The sequence below is a fragment of the Xanthobacter nonsaccharivorans genome, assembly GCF_043194755.2.
In the GTDB taxonomy this organism is placed as follows: Bacteria; Pseudomonadota; Alphaproteobacteria; order Rhizobiales; family Xanthobacteraceae; genus Xanthobacter; species Xanthobacter autotrophicus_G.
Map to the genome: position 1 here is coordinate 261,122 of NZ_CM195526.1, position 20,716 is coordinate 281,837.

General features: G+C 65.4%; 18 protein-coding genes. 13 read left to right on the forward strand and 5 right to left on the reverse strand.

The window, feature by feature from the left end; all coding sequences use genetic code 11:
• Nucleotides 1-396 precede the first annotated feature (396 nt).
• The 3 genes from V5F59_RS01175 to V5F59_RS01185 all read right to left on the reverse strand — a co-directional run bounded on the left by V5F59_RS01175 (nucleotide 397) and on the right by V5F59_RS01185 (nucleotide 5,031).
• The gene (locus tag V5F59_RS01175; protein ID WP_393979551.1) at nucleotides 397-1,044 is read right to left on the reverse strand and encodes an FABP family protein; all 648 of its coding nucleotides are present in this window, start codon (nucleotides 1,042-1,044) and stop codon (nucleotides 397-399) included.
• 379 nt (nucleotides 1,045-1,423) lie between these two features.
• Entirely contained in the window at nucleotides 1,424-2,512 is a 1,089-nt protein-coding gene (locus V5F59_RS01180) for an Acg family FMN-binding oxidoreductase (protein WP_393979553.1), read from the reverse strand.
• Nucleotides 2,513-2,997: 485 nt separating this feature from the next.
• Nucleotides 2,998-5,031, reverse strand: coding sequence for a DUF6600 domain-containing protein (locus V5F59_RS01185; RefSeq protein WP_509211154.1), 2,034 nt, complete (start codon nucleotides 5,029-5,031; stop codon nucleotides 2,998-3,000).
• Between the two features lie 1,309 nt (nucleotides 5,032-6,340).
• Between V5F59_RS01185 and V5F59_RS01190 the strand changes: the two genes are divergently transcribed.
• The 13 genes from V5F59_RS01190 (at nucleotide 6,341) to V5F59_RS01250 (ending at nucleotide 17,625) form a co-directional block, all read left to right on the forward strand.
• Entirely contained in the window at nucleotides 6,341-6,598 is a 258-nt protein-coding gene (locus V5F59_RS01190) for a hypothetical protein (protein WP_393979557.1), read from the forward strand.
• Between the two features lie 370 nt (nucleotides 6,599-6,968).
• Nucleotides 6,969-7,856, forward strand: coding sequence for a LysR family transcriptional regulator (locus tag V5F59_RS01195; protein WP_393979559.1), 888 nt, complete (start codon nucleotides 6,969-6,971; stop codon nucleotides 7,854-7,856).
• Between the two features lie 228 nt (nucleotides 7,857-8,084).
• Entirely contained in the window at nucleotides 8,085-9,041 is a 957-nt protein-coding gene (gene trbB, locus V5F59_RS01200) for a P-type conjugative transfer ATPase TrbB (protein WP_393979561.1), read from the forward strand.
• A gap of 50 nt (nucleotides 9,042-9,091) precedes the next feature.
• A complete protein-coding gene (locus tag V5F59_RS01205; protein ID WP_445329487.1) occupies nucleotides 9,092-9,373 on the forward strand; it encodes a TrbC/VirB2 family type IV secretion system protein in 282 nt (93 codons plus the stop codon).
• Nucleotides 9,373-9,636 carry a VirB3 family type IV secretion system protein gene (locus V5F59_RS01210; RefSeq protein WP_393979563.1) on the forward strand — a complete coding sequence of 88 codons (264 nt, stop codon included), beginning with the start codon at nucleotides 9,373-9,375 and terminating at the stop codon, nucleotides 9,634-9,636. The genes V5F59_RS01205 and V5F59_RS01210 overlap by 1 nt, the downstream gene beginning before the upstream one ends.
• Nucleotides 9,637-9,644: 8 nt before the next feature.
• A complete protein-coding gene (trbE, locus tag V5F59_RS01215; protein WP_393979565.1) occupies nucleotides 9,645-12,104 on the forward strand; it encodes a conjugal transfer protein TrbE in 2,460 nt (819 codons plus the stop codon).
• Complete coding sequence (trbJ, locus tag V5F59_RS01220) at nucleotides 12,101-12,838, forward strand: P-type conjugative transfer protein TrbJ (RefSeq protein WP_393979567.1); 738 nt, start codon at nucleotides 12,101-12,103, stop codon at nucleotides 12,836-12,838. The genes trbE and trbJ overlap by 4 nt, the downstream gene beginning before the upstream one ends.
• A 10-nt stretch (nucleotides 12,839-12,848) precedes the next feature.
• Nucleotides 12,849-13,118 (forward strand): putative entry exclusion protein TrbK-alt, encoded by a 270-nt coding sequence (gene trbK-alt / locus V5F59_RS01225; RefSeq protein ID WP_393979569.1) that lies wholly within the window; start codon nucleotides 12,849-12,851, stop codon nucleotides 13,116-13,118.
• Nucleotides 13,115-14,494 carry a P-type conjugative transfer protein TrbL gene (gene trbL, locus V5F59_RS01230; protein WP_393979571.1) on the forward strand — a complete coding sequence of 460 codons (1,380 nt, stop codon included), beginning with the start codon at nucleotides 13,115-13,117 and terminating at the stop codon, nucleotides 14,492-14,494. Before trbK-alt ends, trbL begins: the two co-directional genes overlap by 4 nt.
• Complete coding sequence (gene trbF, locus V5F59_RS01235; RefSeq protein WP_393979573.1) at nucleotides 14,491-15,180, forward strand: conjugal transfer protein TrbF; 690 nt, start codon at nucleotides 14,491-14,493, stop codon at nucleotides 15,178-15,180. Before trbL ends, trbF begins: the two co-directional genes overlap by 4 nt.
• On the forward strand, nucleotides 15,177-16,199 hold the full coding sequence (trbG, locus tag V5F59_RS01240) for a P-type conjugative transfer protein TrbG (RefSeq protein ID WP_393979575.1): 1,023 nt from the start codon (nucleotides 15,177-15,179) through the stop codon (nucleotides 16,197-16,199). The genes trbF and trbG overlap by 4 nt, the downstream gene beginning before the upstream one ends.
• Nucleotides 16,196-17,395, forward strand: coding sequence for a TraB/TrbI/VirB10 family type IV secretion system protein (locus tag V5F59_RS01245; protein WP_393979577.1), 1,200 nt, complete (start codon nucleotides 16,196-16,198; stop codon nucleotides 17,393-17,395). Before trbG ends, V5F59_RS01245 begins: the two co-directional genes overlap by 4 nt.
• Nucleotides 17,392-17,625 carry a DUF2274 domain-containing protein gene (locus tag V5F59_RS01250; protein WP_393979579.1) on the forward strand — a complete coding sequence of 78 codons (234 nt, stop codon included), beginning with the start codon at nucleotides 17,392-17,394 and terminating at the stop codon, nucleotides 17,623-17,625. The genes V5F59_RS01245 and V5F59_RS01250 overlap by 4 nt, the downstream gene beginning before the upstream one ends.
• A 6-nt stretch (nucleotides 17,626-17,631) precedes the next feature.
• On the opposite strand, the gene V5F59_RS01255 is transcribed toward V5F59_RS01250, so the two are convergent.
• Nucleotides 17,632-18,819, reverse strand: coding sequence for a Fic family protein (locus V5F59_RS01255; RefSeq protein ID WP_393979581.1), 1,188 nt, complete (start codon nucleotides 18,817-18,819; stop codon nucleotides 17,632-17,634).
• Between the two features lie 311 nt (nucleotides 18,820-19,130).
• On the reverse strand, nucleotides 19,131-20,420 hold the full coding sequence (locus V5F59_RS01260; protein ID WP_393979583.1) for an integrase: 1,290 nt from the start codon (nucleotides 20,418-20,420) through the stop codon (nucleotides 19,131-19,133).
• Nucleotides 20,421-20,716 lie beyond the last annotated feature (296 nt).

Genomic DNA, 20,716 nt, shown 5'->3' on the forward strand with positions numbered 1-20,716 from the left:
CCTGCGGTGAATTCAACAACGGGTTGTTTCTGCAGGTCGGCTTTGCAGCTTCAATACCAGAAACAAACCCGGCACCACTTTGAGGTTGGGTCACAGCGCGGTGAGGATATGCCAGGAAAGGAGAACCCACCGGCAGCAGCGCGCAAATCCAGAAGTCCGAGCCTTGTCGGCCACGAAGATGCCTGCTGAGCCGAACAATGGATTGATGGTGCGCAGAAATCCACCATGAGCACCGCTCCGTCTCTATCATGAGCGCGGAAGAGATGATCCGTAGAGCGCGTCCGTTGACACGGTGAGCGGGTCTCTCGCCGGAGGCTTTTGATCGGCGGGCTATCGATAACATTCCCGTGGCGGCGGTAGGAGCCACCGTCACGGAAGCGTTTATTCCATCTTACTTTATTTTCCGGTTTTCAGCAGACTGACGAGCGGATTCGACACAGGCGGGGCGACCCGCCGCAAGGTATTGGTGTCGGTGTGATTGAATGGCGGTGTTTTGCCGTGGACCGCCAGATCTATGCGCGTCACATAGGTCCAGCTGCCGTCGTCGTTGAAGGTGATGTCGATGCGGTAATAGTCGGTACGAAACGCTTCTTCGAGGAACGTGGTCGAGCAAATCCCGAAGCGAGTGTCACCGCGCTTGGCTTCCACCGAAATGCATTTATCGTCGGCGGCGGCCATCCCCCCCGCCAGCACAACCTGGCCACGCGGAATGGCGATGGTCTGCATGATCAATCCGGTGGCCGGTTCCCAAAGCCAATACCCGACCTGATCGTGGAAGGTGATCGCTTCCTCCGGGGTGTTGATATGGATGTGGTATCTCAGCCCGTAGAGGAGTTGGGGACCATTGGTCTGAGGGTCGATCGGATCCATCTGGATGCGTTCGCGGAACACGCGCCGCTCTGGGCCAGCTGCTTTTGGGTTGATGTCCACTCCTTCATCGGACTGCCACACACCAGCCAAGTGTCGCAGTGGTCCCAGATTTTGCAGCGTATCCGGCGAAAAATCACTAGGTTCGGTAAAGATGTCGTCTGGAATATTCGACATTGGCTCCTCATATGGCAACCATTTGAAGCATGTATGCTCCGTAGCAAATCCCGTAGCTTACCGGAGCGGCCGGTCATGGCTAGCGTTTAGAGCGAATTCAGCCTGGATAAAAATTGTGCAACATCAGGCCGTCGCGTGCCGGGAGATCGACGAGGTGCTCGAATTTTTCCTTCAAGAAGTGACTCAAAGAATGCTCCTCCTCGCTTATGGCCGGATCGTCGCGCCGTCAACGGCTCTGAATTTGCCAACAATGGTGAGAGCGTTCGGCGCAAGGTGCTCGCGGGAGTAGACTATCTGATGTGAGCCGGTGGAGCTGTGTCTCATCGCACCGTTCATGGCCCGGCCGATTCAGCAATCGATCAGCGCGGACGTCGATGGATCAGAGCAGAACGGCTCTGACCGGCCGGCGCAGTGAGAAAGGGGTCACGGGTCCATAACCGAACCGCATCACGAGATCGGGGCGCTTGCCTGATGCGCCGACGATTTCGGCCAGTTCCGGCCGAAACCTGGCGACTTCGACCGGCTGATTGACGAAGGAACAGCGCAGTCCGAGGCTGGTTGCGGCAAGGGCGAAACGCTGGCAGGCACGGCCTACCGCAATCCAATGGGTCTTGTCCTCGCGATCGCCGACAAAGACGGCGATGCCTGCTGAGCTGTCGATCCAGCGTCGATATTTGTTGTTCTCGGCATTTGCCGTGAAGACCAGATCAAAGGCGCGGCTGCCCAGCGCGTCGGGCAGAACGGGATTGCCGCTTGAGGCGGAGAAAAGCCCGTCTCCCGATGCCATTGCGGTTCTCGGATTGAAGCGCAGCCAGTGCTTCAGCTCTGCCAGGTAAGCGCGGTCGGCCATCTGCGCGTCGTTCCCGGCAACGACAAGATCACGAATCCTGTCGAGCTGCGGGCGCTCGGTGATGAGGACCAGACCTGTTCCGGGCACGGCTGCGGCCCGTGCCAGGGTTTCGAGATCGGCCGCCAGGACAGGGCGCCTATCATAGTCGGTGCGGGTGGATTGCCGCCTGGGAATCGCAGCAAACATCGGGCCCGGCCGAGGCATGCCGCTTGAGAAAACATAGCTCGCAGCACCTGTTTCCTCGACGTTCACGTCTCCCGGCCGTCCCGTGGCTTCGGCGGCAATACGCAGGGTCTCGATGGCACAGCCGAGACTGACGAAAAGATGGTGGTTGTCAGGGTCGACAGCTGGTGTTGACCGGGAGAAGTCTGGGAGAAGGCCGATCGAATTTTTGCCGACAGCGCACCGCCAGGGCTGGGTGTTGTGACTGTTTGGCGCGAGTGTCGCATAGCGGATGAGATCGTGGAGGGGCGGATCTTGTGGCAGATCTGTCCTCTGTGCTGCTGCGTAACGGGTGTATTCGCTCATAGACCCGGTTGACGCGCGCCAGCCCCAGATGCCGATGCCGCCGAGTGCCACCCCGCCAATCATTCCCGCCACGAAGCTGCGCCTGTTCATGCCGCCCCCTTTCTGAGCGATGAAACCTCTTCTCCTGTTCGAGCGGATTGACAGCGATCAAGGTGGTGAAGCCGTTGTCTCAATCCTGAGTGCCGGAGGCCGAACAGACCCAGAAAACGGACGGCAAGGACGGGAAGCGGCGCACCCCTGGCGGCTTCGATGAGAAGGAGAGCTACAAGCACGCCACAGGAGATTGCGGCGCCTGGATGCCGTGGCGCCTCGCCCTGCCGGTTGCGTCGCCTCTGGCCACTGCCTGTTCGCTGACCGCCCGTTTCTCGGCCCGACTCCGGTGCGTCTTGGACGCCCACCATCTTTTTCCAGCACCGCCACCGGCACATTGGTCCATCAGCGGAAGGCCGGGCTCTCTGCCGCTGGCGGGAGCCCTCCTGCTCTCCCCGCCCTCCGCCATCTCCCCGCCCTCCGCCATCTCCCTGCGGCCGCAGGATGTTCGCAGGAGCGCGGCGCCCACCCTGCGGCCGCTCGGGTCATTGCTGCTGGCCTTGAGCCGGATGTTCCGGGTGGGCGGGCCGCTCGGGGCGTTCCGGCCGCTCGGGGCGCTGCTGCTGTTGGCCTTGGGCCGGATGTTCCGGCTGAGCGGGCCGCTCCGGCTGGGCCGGCCGCTCGAGTCGCTCCGGGCGCTCGACCTGTGGCTGCTGCGGCCGGGGTGCCTGGCTCTGAGGCCGCTCGGGCGCGGTGCCCTGCGGGCGAGGCGCTTCCGGACGGGCTTCGCCGGGGCGCGGGGCATCGGCTGGTGGCGCACCTGCGGGCGGAGCGGCGGGTGCCGGCCGTGCCGCGGGCGGGGTGGCCGGGGTGGCAGGTGTCGCCTCGGACCGTGGGGCAGGGGGCGCGCCCGGAGCCGTGCCCTGCGGGCGGGGTGCCTCTGGACGAGCCTCTCCGGGCCGCGGCGCAGCGGCCGGCGGCGCACCTGCGGGCGGCGTGGCGGGTGCCGGCCGCGCCGTGGGCGGCGTGGCGGGTGTCGCCGGGGCCGTCTCGGGCCGTGGGGCAGGGGGTGTACCCGGAGCCTGCCCGGGAGCGGTGCCCTGCGGGCGGGGTGCCTCTGGACGAGCCTCTCCGGACCGCGGCGCAGCGGCCGGCGGCGCGCCTGCGGGGGGAGCGGCGGGTACCGGCCGCGCCGCGGGCGGGGTGGCCGGGGTGGCAGGCGTCGCCTCGGGCCGTGGGGCAGGGGGCGTGCTCGGAGCCTGCCCCGGAGCGGTGCCCTGCGGGCGGGGTGCCTCTGGACGGGCCTCGCCGGGGCGCGGTGCAGCGGCTGGCGGAGCGCCCGCAGGCGGAGTCGCAGGGGCCGGCCGTGCGGCTGGGGGTGTGGCGGGTGCAGGGGGCGTCGCTTCAGGCCGTGCGGCAGGGGGCGGTGCCGGCGGCTGTCCCGGTGCGGTGCCCTGCGGGCGGGTTTCACCCGGCCGCGGTGCGCCAGCGGGCGGTGCACCCGGAGGCGGCGTCGGCACCGCGGTTCCTGCGGGCGTGCCCGCCGGGCCGCCCGGAACGGTCGGCCGGGTATCGGCCGGCGGCTGCGGGGTGGGCACGGCGCCGGGGCGTTCGCGCTCGATGCGATCGATCACCTGCTGCGCCCGCTGTTCACGCCGTTCCAGGGTTTGGCGCAGCATCTGCTCGCGCAGGCGGATCGCTTCCAGGCGGCGCTGCTGGAGTTCGCGCTCGTTGCGCGCGGCGTCCTGGACCTCGCGGGCGATGCGGTCGCGCTCGCGCTCGCGCAGCATCTCGATCTCGCTGCGGTAGGCTGCCTCGTCCCCCGACCAGCGTCGCTCATAGAGGTCGCGCCGCTGGTCGGCGCCGAGCACGGCGAGCAGGGCGGCGGACGGCGCCAGGAGACCGGCGACGGGCTCGCGCACATAGTCCTGGATGACCACCCGGCGGGAGCTGTCCACCTCGCGCACATAGCCCCTGGGCGGCGGAATGTCCCTGCCTGCGGCGATAGAGGGACGGTAGACGCCGATGCGAGAGCCGCGGTCGTCGTCGAATTCCTGGTCGTAGTCGTCCACGAACACCATGCGGCGCGTGGTGATCCGGGTTTCGACCACGGGATCGAACGCGCGCCGATCCACGAACCGGGTCTCCATCACGCCGTCGCGGTAGACCGGATCGTATTCGGGCGGGGCGGAGCGCAGCCACACGGAGATTTCAGGCACGGGCCGCACGCGCACGGCGAGGTCCTCGGCCGCGACATAGCGGTCCTCCACGAACACCCAGCTCTCCGCCACGGGCACCTGGTAGTGGCGCGGCGCGCCATAGGCATAGCCACGCTGGTCCGGGGCGATGGGGGCCCAGCCCGTATGGCCGCTGCCGCGGCGCCATTTCACCCAGGCGGGGGCCCAGGTGTCACCCGGAACCCAGAACCAGCCGTAACCGGGATCGTAGCCCCAGCGGCCGTAGTGATAGACCGCCCAGGCGAATGGCTCACCCGATTCCCAATACCAGCCATATTCGTCGGTCCAGACCCACCGGCCTTCCTGATAGGGGCGCCAGCTCGCGTCGAGGCCGGACGGCACCCAGACATACTGATAGTCGGGATGCTGGACCCAGGTGCCGTGCCGAGCTAGGGAATCATAGAAGACGTTGACGTCGACTCGAGCGCCCGGGCCGGTCTGCCGCGCCTGCGCGTATTGGGTCGGCCGGGTTTGCGCGACCTGAACGGGGCGGGGGCGTGCAGGGTGGTCGGCATCACGTGCAAGGGGGGCAGGAGCGGCGGGTTCCGCAGCGGCGGGGGTAGGAGCCGCAGGAGCCGGAGCCACGGGAGCCGGAGCAACTGCGGGGCTGCCAGGATCACTGGCGAAGCTAGCAGACTCACCTGTCGGGTTGCCAGGATTGCTCATCAGCTTGCCAAACCCAATGGCGCCAATGGCACCCGTGGCGACAAAGCTGACCGCCAGTCCCGCAACTAGAAACGGCTTCTTCAAAGACATCGACGTCGCCTCACGTGACCGATTTCGTACCAGAGCTGATTCAAGTAAGCCAAGGCTCCTTGGCAGGAATTTGGAAAATATCGATGCAACCCACGAAGTTATTGTGTCGCTGATGGTCATGTTGCGGCAATTTCGTGGCACGTCACTGCGGACGGTGCGGTGCCCAATGTGGTGGCCAGTAAGATGCATATGTCGTGACAGAATGTCAGGCTTGGCACTTTCACCGAAGTGCCGATTGAGGAATAAGTTGGCCCAATCGTCGATAAATCGAGCATTAGGAAAAGGGATTATCTAAAAATAATAGTTAATAATTTATTCATAAGAAGTTTGAGCGTGGAAGTTTGTCCACGTTACACTAGGTCGTATCCTCCTCGATGACAAGGCCCTGGCTCCCTGTTCTGATCGCATAAAGGCGGAGAGCCCCTGCAGGACATGGGCCTTGAGGTCCCGGGAGGTGCGGCTAAGTGTCGATGCTTCCTGAATGCGGGATCCGTGGCGTAAAATGGGTAGTTTCGATTACTGCTGCTGCTTAGCTAGCCACAAAATGCTTGCTGGCGGGCCGGAGGCGGGGGCGTGTCGAAATCATTGTTTGAACGCCTTTATCAGAAGACGTGTCAAACGAAAACGAGTCATTACACGACCTTGCGGAATGTATCGCTCATTTTATGGTATTCGATCGACATTATCTGAATTTTTTGTAGATATTCTAATATTTGTGTCGCCAATGGCGTTAATTTTGTCGCTGCATTTTGGATCCCAGAGCGACTCTTCGCCGTTTCTATTGATGTGAATGGTACAATATTATTGAATAAATATGGAATTTAGCCTTTCTGAATTTGACGTTTCTCCAGAGGTTTCGGCATGATAGTCATATATAAAGATGCGATATAGAGTCATGAGTGTAGATATGCCGGCCATGCCGGCTGCATCACTTCTGTCGCGACGGGCGCGCAAAATTCTGTTGAGCGGCCGACTCGCGCAGAAGGGGGGTAGAACCTCCGCCCAGCGCGCCCGTAACATCGCTCTGATCGCCAGTGCGTACACCCGTGAAGAATTGGCGCAGGAGATCGGTATCGGCCCGGTAATGCTCGTAGAAATCGAGACCTGGCTGACCACCGGCGGGCTGAGATTCCGGAAATCGACGGAGTTTTAGAGATATTTCCCAATAATTTGGTTCAGGGATTGTCAATCGGCACAGAAAACTAACCCTATATCGGTGCCGAATATCCACTCCCGGTCTGGGACATTGAACCCATTGCCGCGGAGTGTTGGTGTGGCGCAGCGGCGGTGGAGTTAACGGGTGATGCGGTCAGGCGCGATTCTTGACGCGCCAACTCCGATCAGGCCATTCGGGGCTCCGATCCGCGGCATCGCGGCAAGGCTCTGCATCCAATCGGCTGGGGTATCCCCTGTCTTCTGGTTGCGAAGGCGGATCGTTCCCGTGATTGACATCATTGCCCACGATCCAAGCTTGAAGCGGCAGACCTTCGTCTCGTCGCTGTTCCTGATGGAGATGGAAGCAAGTGGACCTACGCCATCTCCGCTACATCGTCGCCAGCGCCCGCAACGGCAGCTTCAGCGCAGCCGCGCAGGAACTCAACGTCCGCCAGCCCATCGTCAGCCGGCGCATCAAAGAAGTCGAAGACGAGCTTGAGGTGAGCCTGTTCGACCGCTCCAAGGCGGGCGCGCGCCTGACCCCTACGGGTGAAGCCTTCGTCATTTCCGCGCGGCGTATCCTCTGCGACGTGGACAGGCTCGCCGAGCAGGCGAAGGCCCGAGGAGCCGGTATTCTCGGCCGTGTCGTCGTCGGCTTCTACAAGTCGCTCTCCTCGGGCCAGTTCCGTGCCGGCTTGCGCGACTTCCGCCAACGCTATCCAGGCATCGAAGTGGAGCTGATCGAGTCGCCGTTCGTCGAATTGAAGGCCGGCGTGCTCGCCGGAGCGATCGATACCGCCATCGTCCTCGGCGATGCCGGCACCTGCGACGTCCTCTCAGCGCTGGAACTCTGGTCGGAGCGCCTTGTTGTTGCTCTGCCGCAGGACCATCCCTTGGCTGACAGGGCGTTCATCTATTGGCCGGAGCTCAAGGGTAAACGCTTCCTCCTGAGCCATCACGATCCCGGCCCTGACATGCGCAACATCCTTTTGCGACACCTCGCGGCGCCGTCCGACCAGCCCGAAATTGTTACGAGGCATCTGAGCCGGGAGAGCATCCTGAGCGAGGTGGCCGAGGGTCAGGGCATCACCCTTCAGTGCGAGTCCGCTGAGGGGCTGGCTGGCCTTGGCGTGATCTTCCGGCCGGTTCATGACGGTAGTGGGGCGACCCGCCTCGGTTATGTCGCCTGCTGGCGCCCAGACAACATCAACCCTGCGCTCGAGAGCTTTCTCGACGTCCTGAAGCCGCGCGGGTGATGCCGCCCGGATCGGCGATGCTGCGCCGTTCGGCACACCGCGAACCTCAAGTATTTTTTCGCTCCCCTACGACCGGCTACCAAAACCGGAACAATGATGTTGCCCGCCCGCAAATCCTGCCTTTCTTGATTGTCCCCGTTGCCATCCCACCGTTGTGCGGATGGCCTGAACGGGGGCAGAATGTCAGCACATCATCCACATGGGGAAGGTCTGTCGCGCGGTGCGCGGATGCTGCGCACGGCGCTCGGCCCGGCCATTGCCGGATGGCTTGAAGACCCCGGTGTCGTCGAGGTGATGCTCAATCCCGATGGCCGGCTCTGGATTGATCGGCTGCGCGAGGGCCTGGTCGACACCGGGGAATGGCTCCTGTCGGCGGACGGCGAACGCATCGTCCGCCTGGTCGCGCATCATGTGGGTGCCGAAGTCCACGCCGGCGCGCCGCGCGTCTCCGCCGAATTGCCGGGCACTGGGGAGCGCTTCGAGGGCCTGCTGCCGCCTCTCGTGACCGCGCCGGCCTTCGCCATCCGCAAGCCGGCGGTGGCGGTCTTCACCCTCGCTGATTATGTCGCAGCCGGCATCATGACCGAGGCTCAGGCCGAGGTACTGCGGCTCGCCGTCGAGAAGCACAGGAACATCCTGGTCGCCGGCGGCACCTCCACCGGCAAGACAACGCTTGCCAATGCGCTTCTCGCCGAGGTGGCGAGAACCTCCGACCGCGTGGTGCTGATCGAGGACACCCGTGAGCTGCAATGCGCCGCGCCCAACCTCGTGGCGCTACGCACCAAGGACGGTGTCGCCTCGCTCTCCGATCTCGTGAAGTCGTCGCTGCGCCTGCGGCCCGACCGCATCCCAATCGGCGAGGTGCGCGGCGCCGAGGCCCTCGACTTGTTGAAAGCCTGGTCCACCGGCCATCCCGGCGGCATCGGCACCATCCATGCGAACTCGGCCCTCGGCGCGCTGCGACGGCTGGAGCAACTGGTGCAGGAGGCTGTGGTCACGGTGCCGCGCGCCCTCATCGCCGAGACCATCGACATCATCGCCGTGCTCTCGGGGCGTGGCACCGCCCGCCGCCTCGCCGAGATCGCCTTGGTGGACGGGCTCGATCCCGCCACCGGTGACTACCGGACCATCCGCGCCCAACTCGACCTCGACCCCCAATCCCTTACGGAAGGAGAAGCTCTGTGACCCTGTCTGTCCTCCACCGCCTTCGCCACGGCTTCGCCCGTGCGGCCACTCTGGCCACCGTCTCCATCCTCATGGCTGCCCCGGCCCATGCCTCCGGCTCATCCATGCCGTGGGAGGAGCCGCTGCAGAAGATCCTCGAATCCATTGAGGGGCCGGTCGCCAAGATCGTCGCGGTGATCATCATCATCACCACCGGTCTCGCGCTTGCCTTTGGCGACACCTCCGGCGGCTTCCGCAAGCTGATCCAGATCGTATTCGGCCTGTCGATCGCCTTCGCTGCCAGCTCCTTCTTCCTCTCCTTCTTCTCCTTCGGCGGCGGGGCGCTGGTCTGATGGAAGAGGAGGTCTACGGCTTCTTCGCGCCGGTGCGCCGCTCGCTCACCCAACAGATCCTGCTTGGCGGCGCACCCCGTGCCGTCGCCATCGCCAACGGCACGCTGGCCGGCGCGGTCGGTCTCGGCCTGCGCTTGTGGATCGCTGGCGTCGCTTTGTGGGCCGTCGGCCACTTCGCAGCGGTGTGGGCGGCGCGGCGCGACGCACAGTTCGTCGACGTGGTGCGCCGGCATCTGCGCTACCCCGCACACATGGGCGTCTGAGGCATGTCATGCTGAACCTCGCCGAATATCGCAAGACGAGCGCGCGTCTCGCCGACGTCCTGCCCTGGGCCGCTTTGGTGGCGCCGGGGGTGGTACTCAACAAGGACGGGTCGTTCCAGAGGACGGCGCGTTTCCGTGGCCCCGACCTCGACAGCGCCACCTCCGCCGAGCTGGTGGGCGCCGCGGCCCGCCTCAACAACGCCCTGCGGCGCCTCGGCTCCGGCTGGGCGCTGTTCGTCGAGGCGCAGCGCAATCCTGCCACCTTCTATCCCGACAGCCGGTTCCCCGATCCGGCTTCGGCCCTCGTCGACATGGAGCGGCGCGCGCAGTTCGAGGACAGCGGTGCCCTGTTCGAGTCGCGCTATTTTCTCACCTTCGTCTGGATGCCGCCGGCCGAGGACGCCGCGCGCCTGGAAGGCTGGCTCTATGAGGGACGGGAGCGGAGCGGCGTCGATCCCCATGAGCTGCTGAAGGGCTTCGTCGACCGCACCGACCGGGTGCTCAATCTCGTCGATGGCTTCGTGCCCGAGTCCGCCTGGCTCGACGACGCCGAGACCCTGACCTACCTGCATTCCACCGTCTCGACCCGGCGTCATGGCGTGCGCGTGCCCGAGGTGCCGGTCTATCTCGACGCCCTGCTCGCCGATCAGCCGCTCACCGGCGGGTTGGAGCCGCGCCTCGGGGATTTCCACCTGCGCACCCTCACCGTCATCGGGTTTCCCACCGCCACCTTCCCCGGGATCCTGGACGATCTCAACCGGCTGGCCTTCCTCTATCGCTGGTCGACGCGCGCGATCCTGCTGGATAAGACGGACGCCACGCGCCTCGTCACGAAGATCCGCCGACAATGGTTTGCCAAGCGCAAGTCGGTCGGCGCCATTCTCAAGGAGGTGATGACCAACGAGCAATCGGTCCTCCTCGACAGCGACGCCGCCAACCAGGCGGCCGATGCCGACGCGGCGCTGCAGGAGCTGGGTTCCGATGAGGTGGGCGCGGCCTATGTCACCGCCACGGTGACGGTCTGGGATGCCGACCCCGCCATCGCCGACGAGAAGCTGCTGCTCGCCGAGAAGGTGATCCAGTCCCGCGACTTCACCTGCATCACCGAGGGCGTCAACGCCGTCGAGGCGTGGCTCGGCGGTATCCCCGGCCACATCTACGCCAATGTCCGCCAGCCGCCGGTCTCCACCCTCAACCTCGCCCACATGATCCCGCTCTCGGCCATCTGGGCCGGGCCGGAGACCGACGTGCACCTTAATGCCCCGCCGCTGTTCCATGCGAAGACGGAAGGCGCGACCCCGTTCCGCTTCGGCCTCCATGTCGGCGACGTCGGCCACACCATGATCGTGGGGCCGACCGGAGCGGGGAAAAGCGTGCTCCTGGCCCTGATGGCCCTGCAGTTCGGCCGCTACGCCGGTTCCCAGGTTTTCGTCTTCGACTTCGGTGGCTCGATCCGCGCCGCCACCCTCGCCATGGGCGGCGACTGGCAGGATCTCGGCGGATCGCTCTCCGACGATGAAGCCTCCAATTCCGTCGCGCTCCAGCCCCTCGCCGGCATTCCCCACCCGCGGGAGCGAGCCTGGGCGGCCGACTGGCTGGTGGACATCCTCGTCCGCCAGGGCATCTCCATCACCCCGGACGTGAAGGAGCACCTGTGGACCGCGCTGACCTCGCTCGCCTCCGCCCCGGTGGAGGAGCGTACGCTCACCGGCCTCGCCGTGCTGCTGCAATCATCAAGCCTCAAGCAGGCTCTCGGTCCCTATTGCATCGGCGGTGCCCACGGCCGGCTGCTCGATGCCGAGCGCGAGCACCTGGGCGCGGCCGACGTGCAGGCGTTCGAGACCGAGGGGCTGGTGGGCACCGGCGCCGCGTCCGCCGTCCTCGCCTATCTGTTCCACCGCATCGAGGCGCGCTTCGACAGCCGCCCGACCTTGCTCGTCATCGACGAGGGCTGGCGCGCACTCGATGACGGCGGCTTCGCCGGCAAGATCAAGGAGTGGCTGAAGACGCTGCGCAAGAAGAACGTCTCGGTGGTTTTCTCCTCGCAGTCGCTCGCCGATATCGAGGCGTCCCCCATCGCACCCGTTCTGGTCGAGAGCTGCCCGACCCGCATCTTCCTCGCCAACGAGCGCGCCCTCGAGCCGCAGATCGCCGCCATCTACCGCAAGTTCGGCCTGAACGGGCGCCAGATCGAGATCATCGCCCGGGCCACGCCCAAGCGCGACTATTACGGCCAGTCGCGGCGCGGCAACCGCCTGTTCGAGCTGGGCCTTGGTCCTATCGCGCTGGCGCTGTGCGCCGCCTCCGACAAGGCCGCCCACGCTCGCATCGACGAGGTGCTGAGCGCCGGGGCAGGGGGACATTTTCTCGACGTCTGGCTGCGCAGCGGTGGGCTCGACTGGGCGGCCGACCTCATCCCCGACCTCGACACCGTCGTCGATCCGTCCGTAGAGGAGGTCTCCCCATGAAGTCCCGTCCTGCCCGTCTGCGCCTGGGGCTCGCCGTTGGCGCGCTCGTCACCATGCTCTCCACGGCACCGACAACGGCGCAGATCGTGTTCGATCCGAATAATTATGCGCAGAACGTCCTGACCGCCGCCCGGGCCCTCCAGCAGATCAACAACCAGATCACCTCGCTCGCCAACGAGGCGCAGATGCTGCTCAACCAGGCGAAGCACCTCGCGAGCCTGCCGACCTCGGTGCTCTCCCGGATCGAGGACAATTTCGCCGAGATGAAGCGGCTGATGGGCGAGGCCGACAAGCTCGCCTACAGCGTCGAGGACATCGAGCGGCGCTTCACTGCCTCCTATCGGGATTTTGCCTCCGGCAAGACCGGCGCCCAGCAAGCTGCCGCGGCACGCGAGCGCTGGCAGCAGTCGTTGTCGGCCTACGAGCACGCTCTGAAGGCTGGCGCGGTCGCCGTCGGCAACATCGACGGCACACACGCGCAAGCCTCCACCATGGTTGAGGCAAGCCAGTCGGCGGTGGGTGCGCTGCAGGCCGCCCAGGCCGGCAACCAGCTCCTGGCTGTGCAGGCCCGCCAGATGGCCGACCTCACCGCGCTGCTGGCCGCGCAAGGCCGGGCCGAGGCGCTGGAGAAGTCGCGGCAGGCCGCCGCGCAGGAGCAGGCCCGCGAACAGCTCGGCCGCTTCCTCTCCGGCACCGGCTACAGCCCGTCCACCGTCCGCATGTTCCATGACTGAGGAGCCGGTCATGGACCTGAAGATCGCCGCCCGGATGCTGGCCGTCCTCGTCTTCGCTGCCGCCGTGGCCTTTGCCGCCGCGGCGCTGCGCGAGGACGGAACGGAGGAGCCAACCCCCAGCCCTGTCCTCCGCCACCCGGGCGGCGAGCCCATGTCCGGCGAGCTGGCCCACTGCCGCGACCTCGGCCTGGCCGCGGCCGGCGATGCCACCTGTCAGGCCGCCTGGGCCGAGAACCGCCGCCGTTTCCTCGGCCTTGGCGCGGAGGCCCCGCGCCCATGAACACTGTCGGCATCATCGACCGCTTCCTGGAGACCTTCACCTCCTACATCGACTCCGGCTTCGGCCTGCTGGGCGGGGAGGTGGCTTTCCTCACCTCCACTTTGATCGCCATCGACATCGTGCTCGCCGGCCTGTTCTGGGCCTGGGGCGCCGGTGAGGACATGCTCCAGCGCCTCATCAGGAAGACGCTCTATGTGGGCTTCTTCGCCTTTGTCATCGGCAACTTCAATTCCCTCGCGAACATCGTTTTCCGGTCCTTCAGCGGCCTCGGCCTGAAGGCGGGCGGCTCCACACTCTCCGCCTCCGGGCTGCTTCAGCCCGGCCGGGTGGCGCAGGTCGGCATCGACGCCGGCACGCCCATCCTGAACGCCGCCGGCGAGCTGATGGGCTACATCTCCTTCTTCGAGAACTTCGTGCAGATCGCCGTGCTCATGATCGCCTGGGCGATCGTGCTCGTCGCCTTCTTCCTGCTGGCCGTCCAGATCTTCATCACCCTGATCGAGTTCAAGCTGACGGTGCTGGCCGGCTTCGTTCTCCTGCCGTTTGCGCTGTTCAACAAGACGTCCTTCCTCGCCGAGAAGGTGCTGGGTAACGTGGTCGCCTCCGGCGTCAAGATCCTGGTGCTCGCCGTCATCGTCGGCATCGGCTCCGGGCTGTTCGGCGAGTTCACCGCCGGCTTCTCGGACCAGCCCACCATCACCGACGCGCTCTCTTTGGGCCTCGGCGCGCTGGCGCTCATGGGGCTCTCCATCTTCGGCCCCGGCATCGCCACCGGCCTCGTCTCCGGCGCCCCGCAGCTCGGCGCGGGGGCGGCCGTGGGCACCGGCCTTGCCGCCGCCGGCCTCGGCGTCGCCGGCGCCGCGGGCGCGCGGGCTGGATTGGGTGGTGCCGCGGGTGCGATCGGGGTCAGCGGCCGCATGACCGCCGCTGCGGCGCGCGGAGGTCTCCAGCTCGCCGGGGGCGCCTCTGCGGCCTATGGCCTTGCCGCCTCGACGTCTGGGCAGAGCGGCGCGGGCGCCATCGCTGCAGGGCTTGGTGGTGTGGGCAAGGCCGGAGCAGCCGCGGCCGTCGCACCGGTCAAGCGCGTGGTGTCGGGGGCCGCAGACGCCCTGCGCACCTCCTATGGTGCCGGGCAGGCCGAGTCGTGGACCGTCACCGGAGGCCAGTCATCTGTCGCCGGCATGGGAGCTACCACTGGCCCCGCTATCGCCGCTGGCAGGGCCTCCGCATCTGCGGCAACCCCAGCCTGGGCTGCCCGTATGAGGCGCAACCAGGCCATGAGCCATGGCGCCAGCGCTGCCACCCACGCGGTCCGCTCCGGCGACCATGGCGGCGGCTTCATGTCCGTGTCCCTCGATCAGGATGACCGCCGATGAGCGTCTTCAAGCGACCGTCCGTCCACTATGGGCGTACGCCCGAGCCGGAAACCCCGTACCAGAAGGCGGCCCAGGTCTGGGACGAACGCATCGGCTCCGCCCGCGTGCAGGCACGAAACTGGCGGCTGATGGCCTTTGCCTCACTCACGCTCGCTGGCGGCTTCGCGACCGCCCTGGTCTGGCAGTCGACCAAGGGCACCGCGGTCCCCTGGGTGGTGCAGGTGGACCGCTTCGGTGAGGCCCAGGCCGTGGCCTCGGCCATCGTCGACTACCGGCCCACGGATCCGCAGGTCGCCTGGCACCTCGCCCGCTTCATCGAGCAGGTCCGCGCCATCCCCGCCGATCCGGTCATCGTCCGCCAGAACTGGCTCCGGGCCTACGACTACGCCACCGATCGCGGCGCACGGGCGCTCAACGATTTCGCGCGGTCGAGCGATCCCTTTGCGAAGGTGGGCCGCCAGCAGGTGGCGGTCGACATCTCTTCGGTCATCCGCGCCTCGCCGGATAGCTTCCGCATCGCGTGGACTGAGCGGCGCTACGACAATGCCAGCCTCGCCGCCACCGAGCGTTGGACCGCCATCCTCACCGTCGTGATCCAGCCCCAGCGCACCGCCGAGAAGCTGCGCGCCAATCCGCTGGGCGTGTTCGTGGACGCCGTCAACTGGTCGAAGGAATTGGGCTCATGAAAGGGGCGAAAAGGAACGGAGCGTCGCTGCTCGCCGCGGTGTTGCTGTCGGCGACGATGCTGGCCGGCTGCGCGCAGAAATACATCCCACCGGAGATCGACTATGATGATGCCGCACCCGCTGTGCGAGCGCCCGATCCGGTCGGCCCGGTGAAGGTGGTGGAGTTGCCGAAACCCCTGCCGCTGCCCGGGCAGTTGAAGCCCGTAGACGGCGGGAAGGCGAAGGCCGAGCCGGTGGACCCGAAGGAGCGTGTCAGCAAGGCGAACGAGGCGGCCCGCATCCAGCCGGTACGCAACGGCTTTATCAATGCGGTGCAGGTCTATCCGTTCTCGGCCGGAGCCCTCTATCAGGTCTATGCCGCCCCTGGTCAGGTGACCGACATCGCGCTTCAGCCGGGCGAGCAACTCGTCGGCTCAGGCCCCGTGGCTGCCGGCGATACGGTGCGCTGGATCGTCGGCGACACCGAGAGCGGGGCAGGGGAGGGCAGGCAGGTCCATATTCTGGTGAAGCCCACCCGGCCGGACCTTGAGACCAACCTCGTCATCAACACGACCCTGCGCACCTATCACATGGAGCTGCGCTCCACCGAGAAGACCTATATGGCATCGGTGTCGTGGCAATATCCTCATGACGAGCTGATTGCCCTGCACCGGCAAAACGCGCGGGCCGAGGCGATCCAGCCCGTCGCTGCCGGCGTCGACATCTCCCGGCTCAATTTTCGCTACGCCATCGAAGGCGACGATATGCCGTGGCGACCGCTGCGCGCCTTCGACGACGGAGCCAAGGTCTATATCGAGTTTCCGTCCGGGATCGCCCAGGGCGAGATGCCGCCGCTGTTCGTCATCGGCCCGTCGGGTGGCTCCGAGCTGGTCAACTACCGCGCCCGGCAGAACTACTATGTGGTTGACCGGCTGTTTGCCGCTGCCGAACTGCGCCTCGGTGACAAGGACAGCGAGAGGCGGGTGCGCATCATCCGCACCGACGGCCGGCCGGCACGCAGCGCGGGACTGTTCCGATGACGGAATCCCCCGACATCCGCACCGAGCTGCGCCTGCGGCCGGAGCCGCCGCGTGTTACCCGACTCTCCCGCAGGGTGCTGATCGGTCTCGGCGGGACCGGTGCCATCGCCATCCTCGGTGCTTTGGTCTGGGCGCTGGATTCGAGTCGCCGCGGAGCGCCGCTTCGGACGGAATTGTACAGCACCGACAACCGCGCCACTGCCGACGGACTCGCCAGCCTGCCCAAGGACTATACCGAGGTTCCGAAGCTCGGCCCGGCGCTGCCGGGCGACCTCGGTCGGCCGATCCTGCGCGCACAGGAGGAAGGCCGTCCCATCGTCCCGCCCGCCGTCCAGGCCCCGCGCGCGGATCCGGAGGAGCAGCGCCGCCTCGCCGAGATCGAGGCCGCCCGTGTTGCCAAGGTCTTCACCGAGAGCCGGGGCGTGCGGACCGCGGAGAACCCGGCCGCGAGAACCGGAGCTGGTGGTGCCGATCCTGCGACCGGCCTACCCCTGCCGTTCGAGCCACCGCCGCTCGATCCTGGCGCTGCCCAGAACATGCAGGATCGCAAGCTTTCCTTCGTCAATGCCGCCACCGATCGCCGCACCGTCAGTCCCGACCGGGTGCAGGAGAAGGCATCGCCCTATATCGTGCAGGCTGGCACCGTCATTCCTGCCGCCCTCGTTACCGGCATCCGCTCCGATCTGCCGGGGCAGGTCACCGCCCAGGTTACAGAGCACGTCTACGACAGCCCGACTGGCACCCATCTGCTGATCCCGCAGGGTACCCGGCTCATCGGACGCTACGACAGCCAGGTCGCCTTCGGCCAGTCGCGGGTGCTGCTGGTCTGGACTCGGTTCGTCATGCCCGACGGCTCCTCCATCGTGCTGGAGCACCTGCAAGGTACCGACACTCAGGGCTTCTCCGGCCTCGAGGACGAGGTGGACTACCACTGGGGCCAGCTCGTCCGCGCAGGCCTGCTCTCGACCCTGCTCGGCATCGGCACCGAGATCGGTGCCGGCGACAATGAGAATGCGATCGCCAAGGCGATCCGCAAAAGCGCACAGGACTCGGTCACTGACGTCGGCCAGGAGATCGTCCGCCGCCAGCTCAATGTCCAGCCAACCCTCACCGTCCGTCCGGGCTTTCCTGTCCGCGTCATCGTCAACCACGACCTGGTGATGAAGCCCTACGGCGCCGCAAAGGAGCGCTCATGACCAAGCTCAGGCTCTCCGCCATCCCCGACGACAAACCGGTGAAGATTACCGTCGAGCTGCCCGCCGCCGTCCATCACGACCTCGTCGCCTATGCCGAGATCCTGGCCCGGGCTTCGGGAGAAGCGACGCCGCCCGATCCGGGCAAGCTCATCGCGCCGATGATCCAGCGGTTCATGGCGACGGACAAGGCGTTCCGGAAAGCGAAACGGGCAGGCGCACCCACGCCATAGAGCGCCCTATGTTTCCGGGAACAGCTTAGGAAACAGCACATCCAGTGCGTCCGAGGGAAAGCGTAGCGAGACCGGCCCTTTGGGGGTGTCGGAAGCGAGCAGGCCGAGTGAAATCACATCATTCAGCACCCGTCGCGCCGTCCGTTCCGGCAAACCCGTGATGCGTGCGGCTTCGCCCCGCTCCAGCTCGCCCCGCATCAAGGCCTCGTCCAAAAGGCGTGTGGCCTCGGACTTCAGACCGTTGCGCTCTACGTGGGTGTGCAACCGCCGCACCAGCGTGCCGAGATCGAACAGGCTGGACATGAATGTCACCTGATCGACGCAGACACGCAGAAACCACAATGTGAAATCCACGAGTGCGCGCTGTGAGAGATTCCCGCGTCCGTCGAGATCCCCCTGACGTGGCATATCGGCGTGATCCATCATGTTTTTGTAGTCTTTCCGGCTTTCCAGGCCGCGCGCCAGACCTCGCGAGATCGACCACAGGCCATGAGCCGCGATACCCGCCTCATGCGCCATTGCGTGACTCATCAGACGGCTGACGCGCCCGTTGCCGTCCGGGAACGGATGGATGTAGTTGAAACGGTGATGGGCGGCGGGAATGGCGAGCACTCGGCCCGCCTTGCCCAACTTCTCGAATCGGTACCGCCGTTCGAAATACGTCATGAAATCCTTGACCCGCTCGCTTGAGGGCGGCATGTGACGACCAACGGCGACATCATGCTCGGGCTTGGAACGCCATTCTCCTGGGGTCATCAGGAAATCCCGCCCGCCGCCTGTGATGCGCAGCATGGGTTCCTCGGCGTCGCGGTAGAACTCGGCGTGCAACCACAGAATAAAATCGACGGATGCAGGCTCGGGCAACCGACCCTGCACGGCCATCCGGTCGATCTCGGCCTGAAGCCGGACATGGGCTGCCGCCTCGACCTGCAAATTGCGCCGCTTCTCGTCCCTGTCGAAACTGCCTGCCAGGGCGCGCTCAATATCCCGCGGCCTTGTATCGTGCCCTTCGATCAGGTTGCTGTAGTATGTGTTGATGATCCGCACGAGATCCGCCAGATTGGCGGCCGTGCGCGGATTGAGGCTGCTCCCCAACGTGGCGGATTTGGCCGACAGATCGGCCAGTGCGTCCGAGATGCTCTCGGGCACCTCCTCCAGGCGGGCCGGTTCAATCCGCTGAACGCTTTCCTTCATCCGTTTGGCCGATCTTCGATTGCCATAAATGATAGAATATAAATATAAAATTTAATTTCTTTAGCGCAACTGGCCGACCTTTTGGCCGATCTTCCGACCTGTCTCCCCAAGGCGCAGCGTTCCACGCCAGGTCGCGAGCTCGGCTGCGCTGTTGGTCGAAAATGCCGGGCGCCTTTCGGGCTGCCACTTGCAGCCGCTTGTCGTTTGTCCGGAGTTCCGGACGACGTCGCCCAAGAGAGCAGGCGGCGCACGCCCAGGCATTGACGTGCCAAATGCGCTGAAATGGGGCCGTAGCGACGAATACCGAGGGTTCATGCCGCCGTTTTCAAGCCGTCCTCAGGCAGGACCGGCAGGACGTCCACCTTTGCTTGCTGCAGCCAAGCCAAGGCCCGCCCATCCGTCTTGCCCTTGGCGCCGTCGATGATGACTTTCGAGATGCGCTCCTGCTGCTTCCGCAGGTGGTTCCTCAGCAAGCTGTCCCGCGTGATGTAGCCCGCGTTCACGCCGGGCAGGGAATGGTTCATCAGCAGGTGGACGTCGAGTTCCGACACGCCGGCCGCTTGTGCGAGGGTTCTGTAGCTCTGGCGCAGATCGTTGCCCCATTTCGACAGGACGTCACGGTCTTCCTTGTGCTCGACCATATGCCCGCTGTCACTGTCGGCAGGGAACAGCCAGAACTCGGCCTGGTCGGGATGGAGGATGCGCGCGGCCCGCATGGTTCGCAGGAGGCAGCGGATCATCGGCCGCGACAGCGGGGTGGCGAATGCCTTCTTCGCGCCGCCCTTTGGCTTGCGGATATGCAGGAGCCGGCTGCGGAAGTCGATGTGCTCGATCCGGACGTTCTTCAAGGCGGTCGGCCGCGAACCGCTCAGCAGCGTCATGAGATGGAATTCTCGGCGGATGGGGTTTGTCAGCGCTGTCAACTCGGCAAACCAGGGCGCCATGTCGGCGCCACCCATGCCGGTGTTGCGCCGTTCTTCGGGATTCCAGTCGATCGCCGCCACCGGGTTCATCGGCGGAAGATCGGTATTCGTCTTTCGCGCATGATTGTAGACGGCGCGCAGGGTACGCATCGCGCCGTTGGCCATATAGGGGCCATTCTCCTCGCTGATCTTGTCGTGTCGGTCCGCGACCAGCTTCGGCTGCCGCCCGAGGCGAGCGAGTGGTGCATCCAGCCAATCGGCAAACAGCCTTTCAATATGGTCGCGATAGCCCTCGATCGTCTTGGCGCTGCGGCCTTTGCGGATCAAATGGCCGTCGCGGTATCGTTCCCATGCCGTGCGAAGCGTGGTCGCACCCGGCTTGATCTTTTGCCTCTCACCCGGCCGTTCGCCGCGTGCGATCGCCGCGAGGATGTCTTTTGCTTTGCTCCGGGCTTCGCGCGACGTCATCTCGCCGACCTCGCCGATCTTCTTGCGAGCAGCGAATTCCCGCGCACCGTCGCGCCAGAATGCCCCCTCTGCCGCAAACGTCTTCGTCCGCTTGCCGACAACCACCAGGAAGCCCTTCAGCTCGGTGTCATGGACCTTGTACTGGCCGATGTCTGCGTAGGGCAACCGGGCTAGCAGCTTGTCGGCGATGAGGAGGGTTTGATCGGCCATGGGGCATCCCCCGATTTTTAGTCTGCGATTAGTCTGCGGAACTCCATCGCGGAAATTTTTCAGGCTGAGCTACGAACCCATACGATGAAACACTAAATACTATAATAATATCAGATTATTATGAAAATAGCAATCGCACCTTGACGCAGTGCGTCGAAGCGCCGATAAGGTCTAAAATCTGACTCTTAATCAGCGGGTCCTAGGTTCGAGCCCTAGTGCGCCCACCAAATACCCCCTTGAAATGAAAATGGAATTTGGTGGACACCTCTCGGTGTGAGAGGGGTTGGCTAGTTTCG

What these genes read in the sequence shown, in the direction of transcription:
- V5F59_RS01175 (WP_393979551.1), bottom strand. Translation starts at nt 1,044, where the DNA reads ATGTCGAATATTCCAGACGACATCTTTACCGAACCTAGTGATTTTTCG.
- V5F59_RS01180 (WP_393979553.1), bottom strand. Translation starts at nt 2,512, where the DNA reads ATGAACAGGCGCAGCTTCGTGGCGGGAATGATTGGCGGGGTGGCACTC.
- V5F59_RS01190 (WP_393979557.1), top strand. Translation starts at nt 6,341, where the DNA reads ATGAGTGTAGATATGCCGGCCATGCCGGCTGCATCACTTCTGTCGCGA.
- trbB (WP_393979561.1), top strand. Translation starts at nt 8,085, where the DNA reads ATGCTGCGCACGGCGCTCGGCCCGGCCATTGCCGGATGGCTTGAAGAC.
- V5F59_RS01210 (WP_393979563.1), top strand. Translation starts at nt 9,373, where the DNA reads ATGGAAGAGGAGGTCTACGGCTTCTTCGCGCCGGTGCGCCGCTCGCTC.
- trbE (WP_393979565.1), top strand. Translation starts at nt 9,645, where the DNA reads ATGCTGAACCTCGCCGAATATCGCAAGACGAGCGCGCGTCTCGCCGAC.
- trbJ (WP_393979567.1), top strand. Translation starts at nt 12,101, where the DNA reads ATGAAGTCCCGTCCTGCCCGTCTGCGCCTGGGGCTCGCCGTTGGCGCG.
- trbK-alt (WP_393979569.1), top strand. Translation starts at nt 12,849, where the DNA reads ATGGACCTGAAGATCGCCGCCCGGATGCTGGCCGTCCTCGTCTTCGCT.
- trbL (WP_393979571.1), top strand. Translation starts at nt 13,115, where the DNA reads ATGAACACTGTCGGCATCATCGACCGCTTCCTGGAGACCTTCACCTCC.
- trbF (WP_393979573.1), top strand. Translation starts at nt 14,491, where the DNA reads ATGAGCGTCTTCAAGCGACCGTCCGTCCACTATGGGCGTACGCCCGAG.
- trbG (WP_393979575.1), top strand. Translation starts at nt 15,177, where the DNA reads ATGAAAGGGGCGAAAAGGAACGGAGCGTCGCTGCTCGCCGCGGTGTTG.
- V5F59_RS01245 (WP_393979577.1), top strand. Translation starts at nt 16,196, where the DNA reads ATGACGGAATCCCCCGACATCCGCACCGAGCTGCGCCTGCGGCCGGAG.
- V5F59_RS01250 (WP_393979579.1), top strand. Translation starts at nt 17,392, where the DNA reads ATGACCAAGCTCAGGCTCTCCGCCATCCCCGACGACAAACCGGTGAAG.
- V5F59_RS01255 (WP_393979581.1), bottom strand. Translation starts at nt 18,819, where the DNA reads ATGAAGGAAAGCGTTCAGCGGATTGAACCGGCCCGCCTGGAGGAGGTG.
- V5F59_RS01260 (WP_393979583.1), bottom strand. Translation starts at nt 20,420, where the DNA reads ATGGCCGATCAAACCCTCCTCATCGCCGACAAGCTGCTAGCCCGGTTG.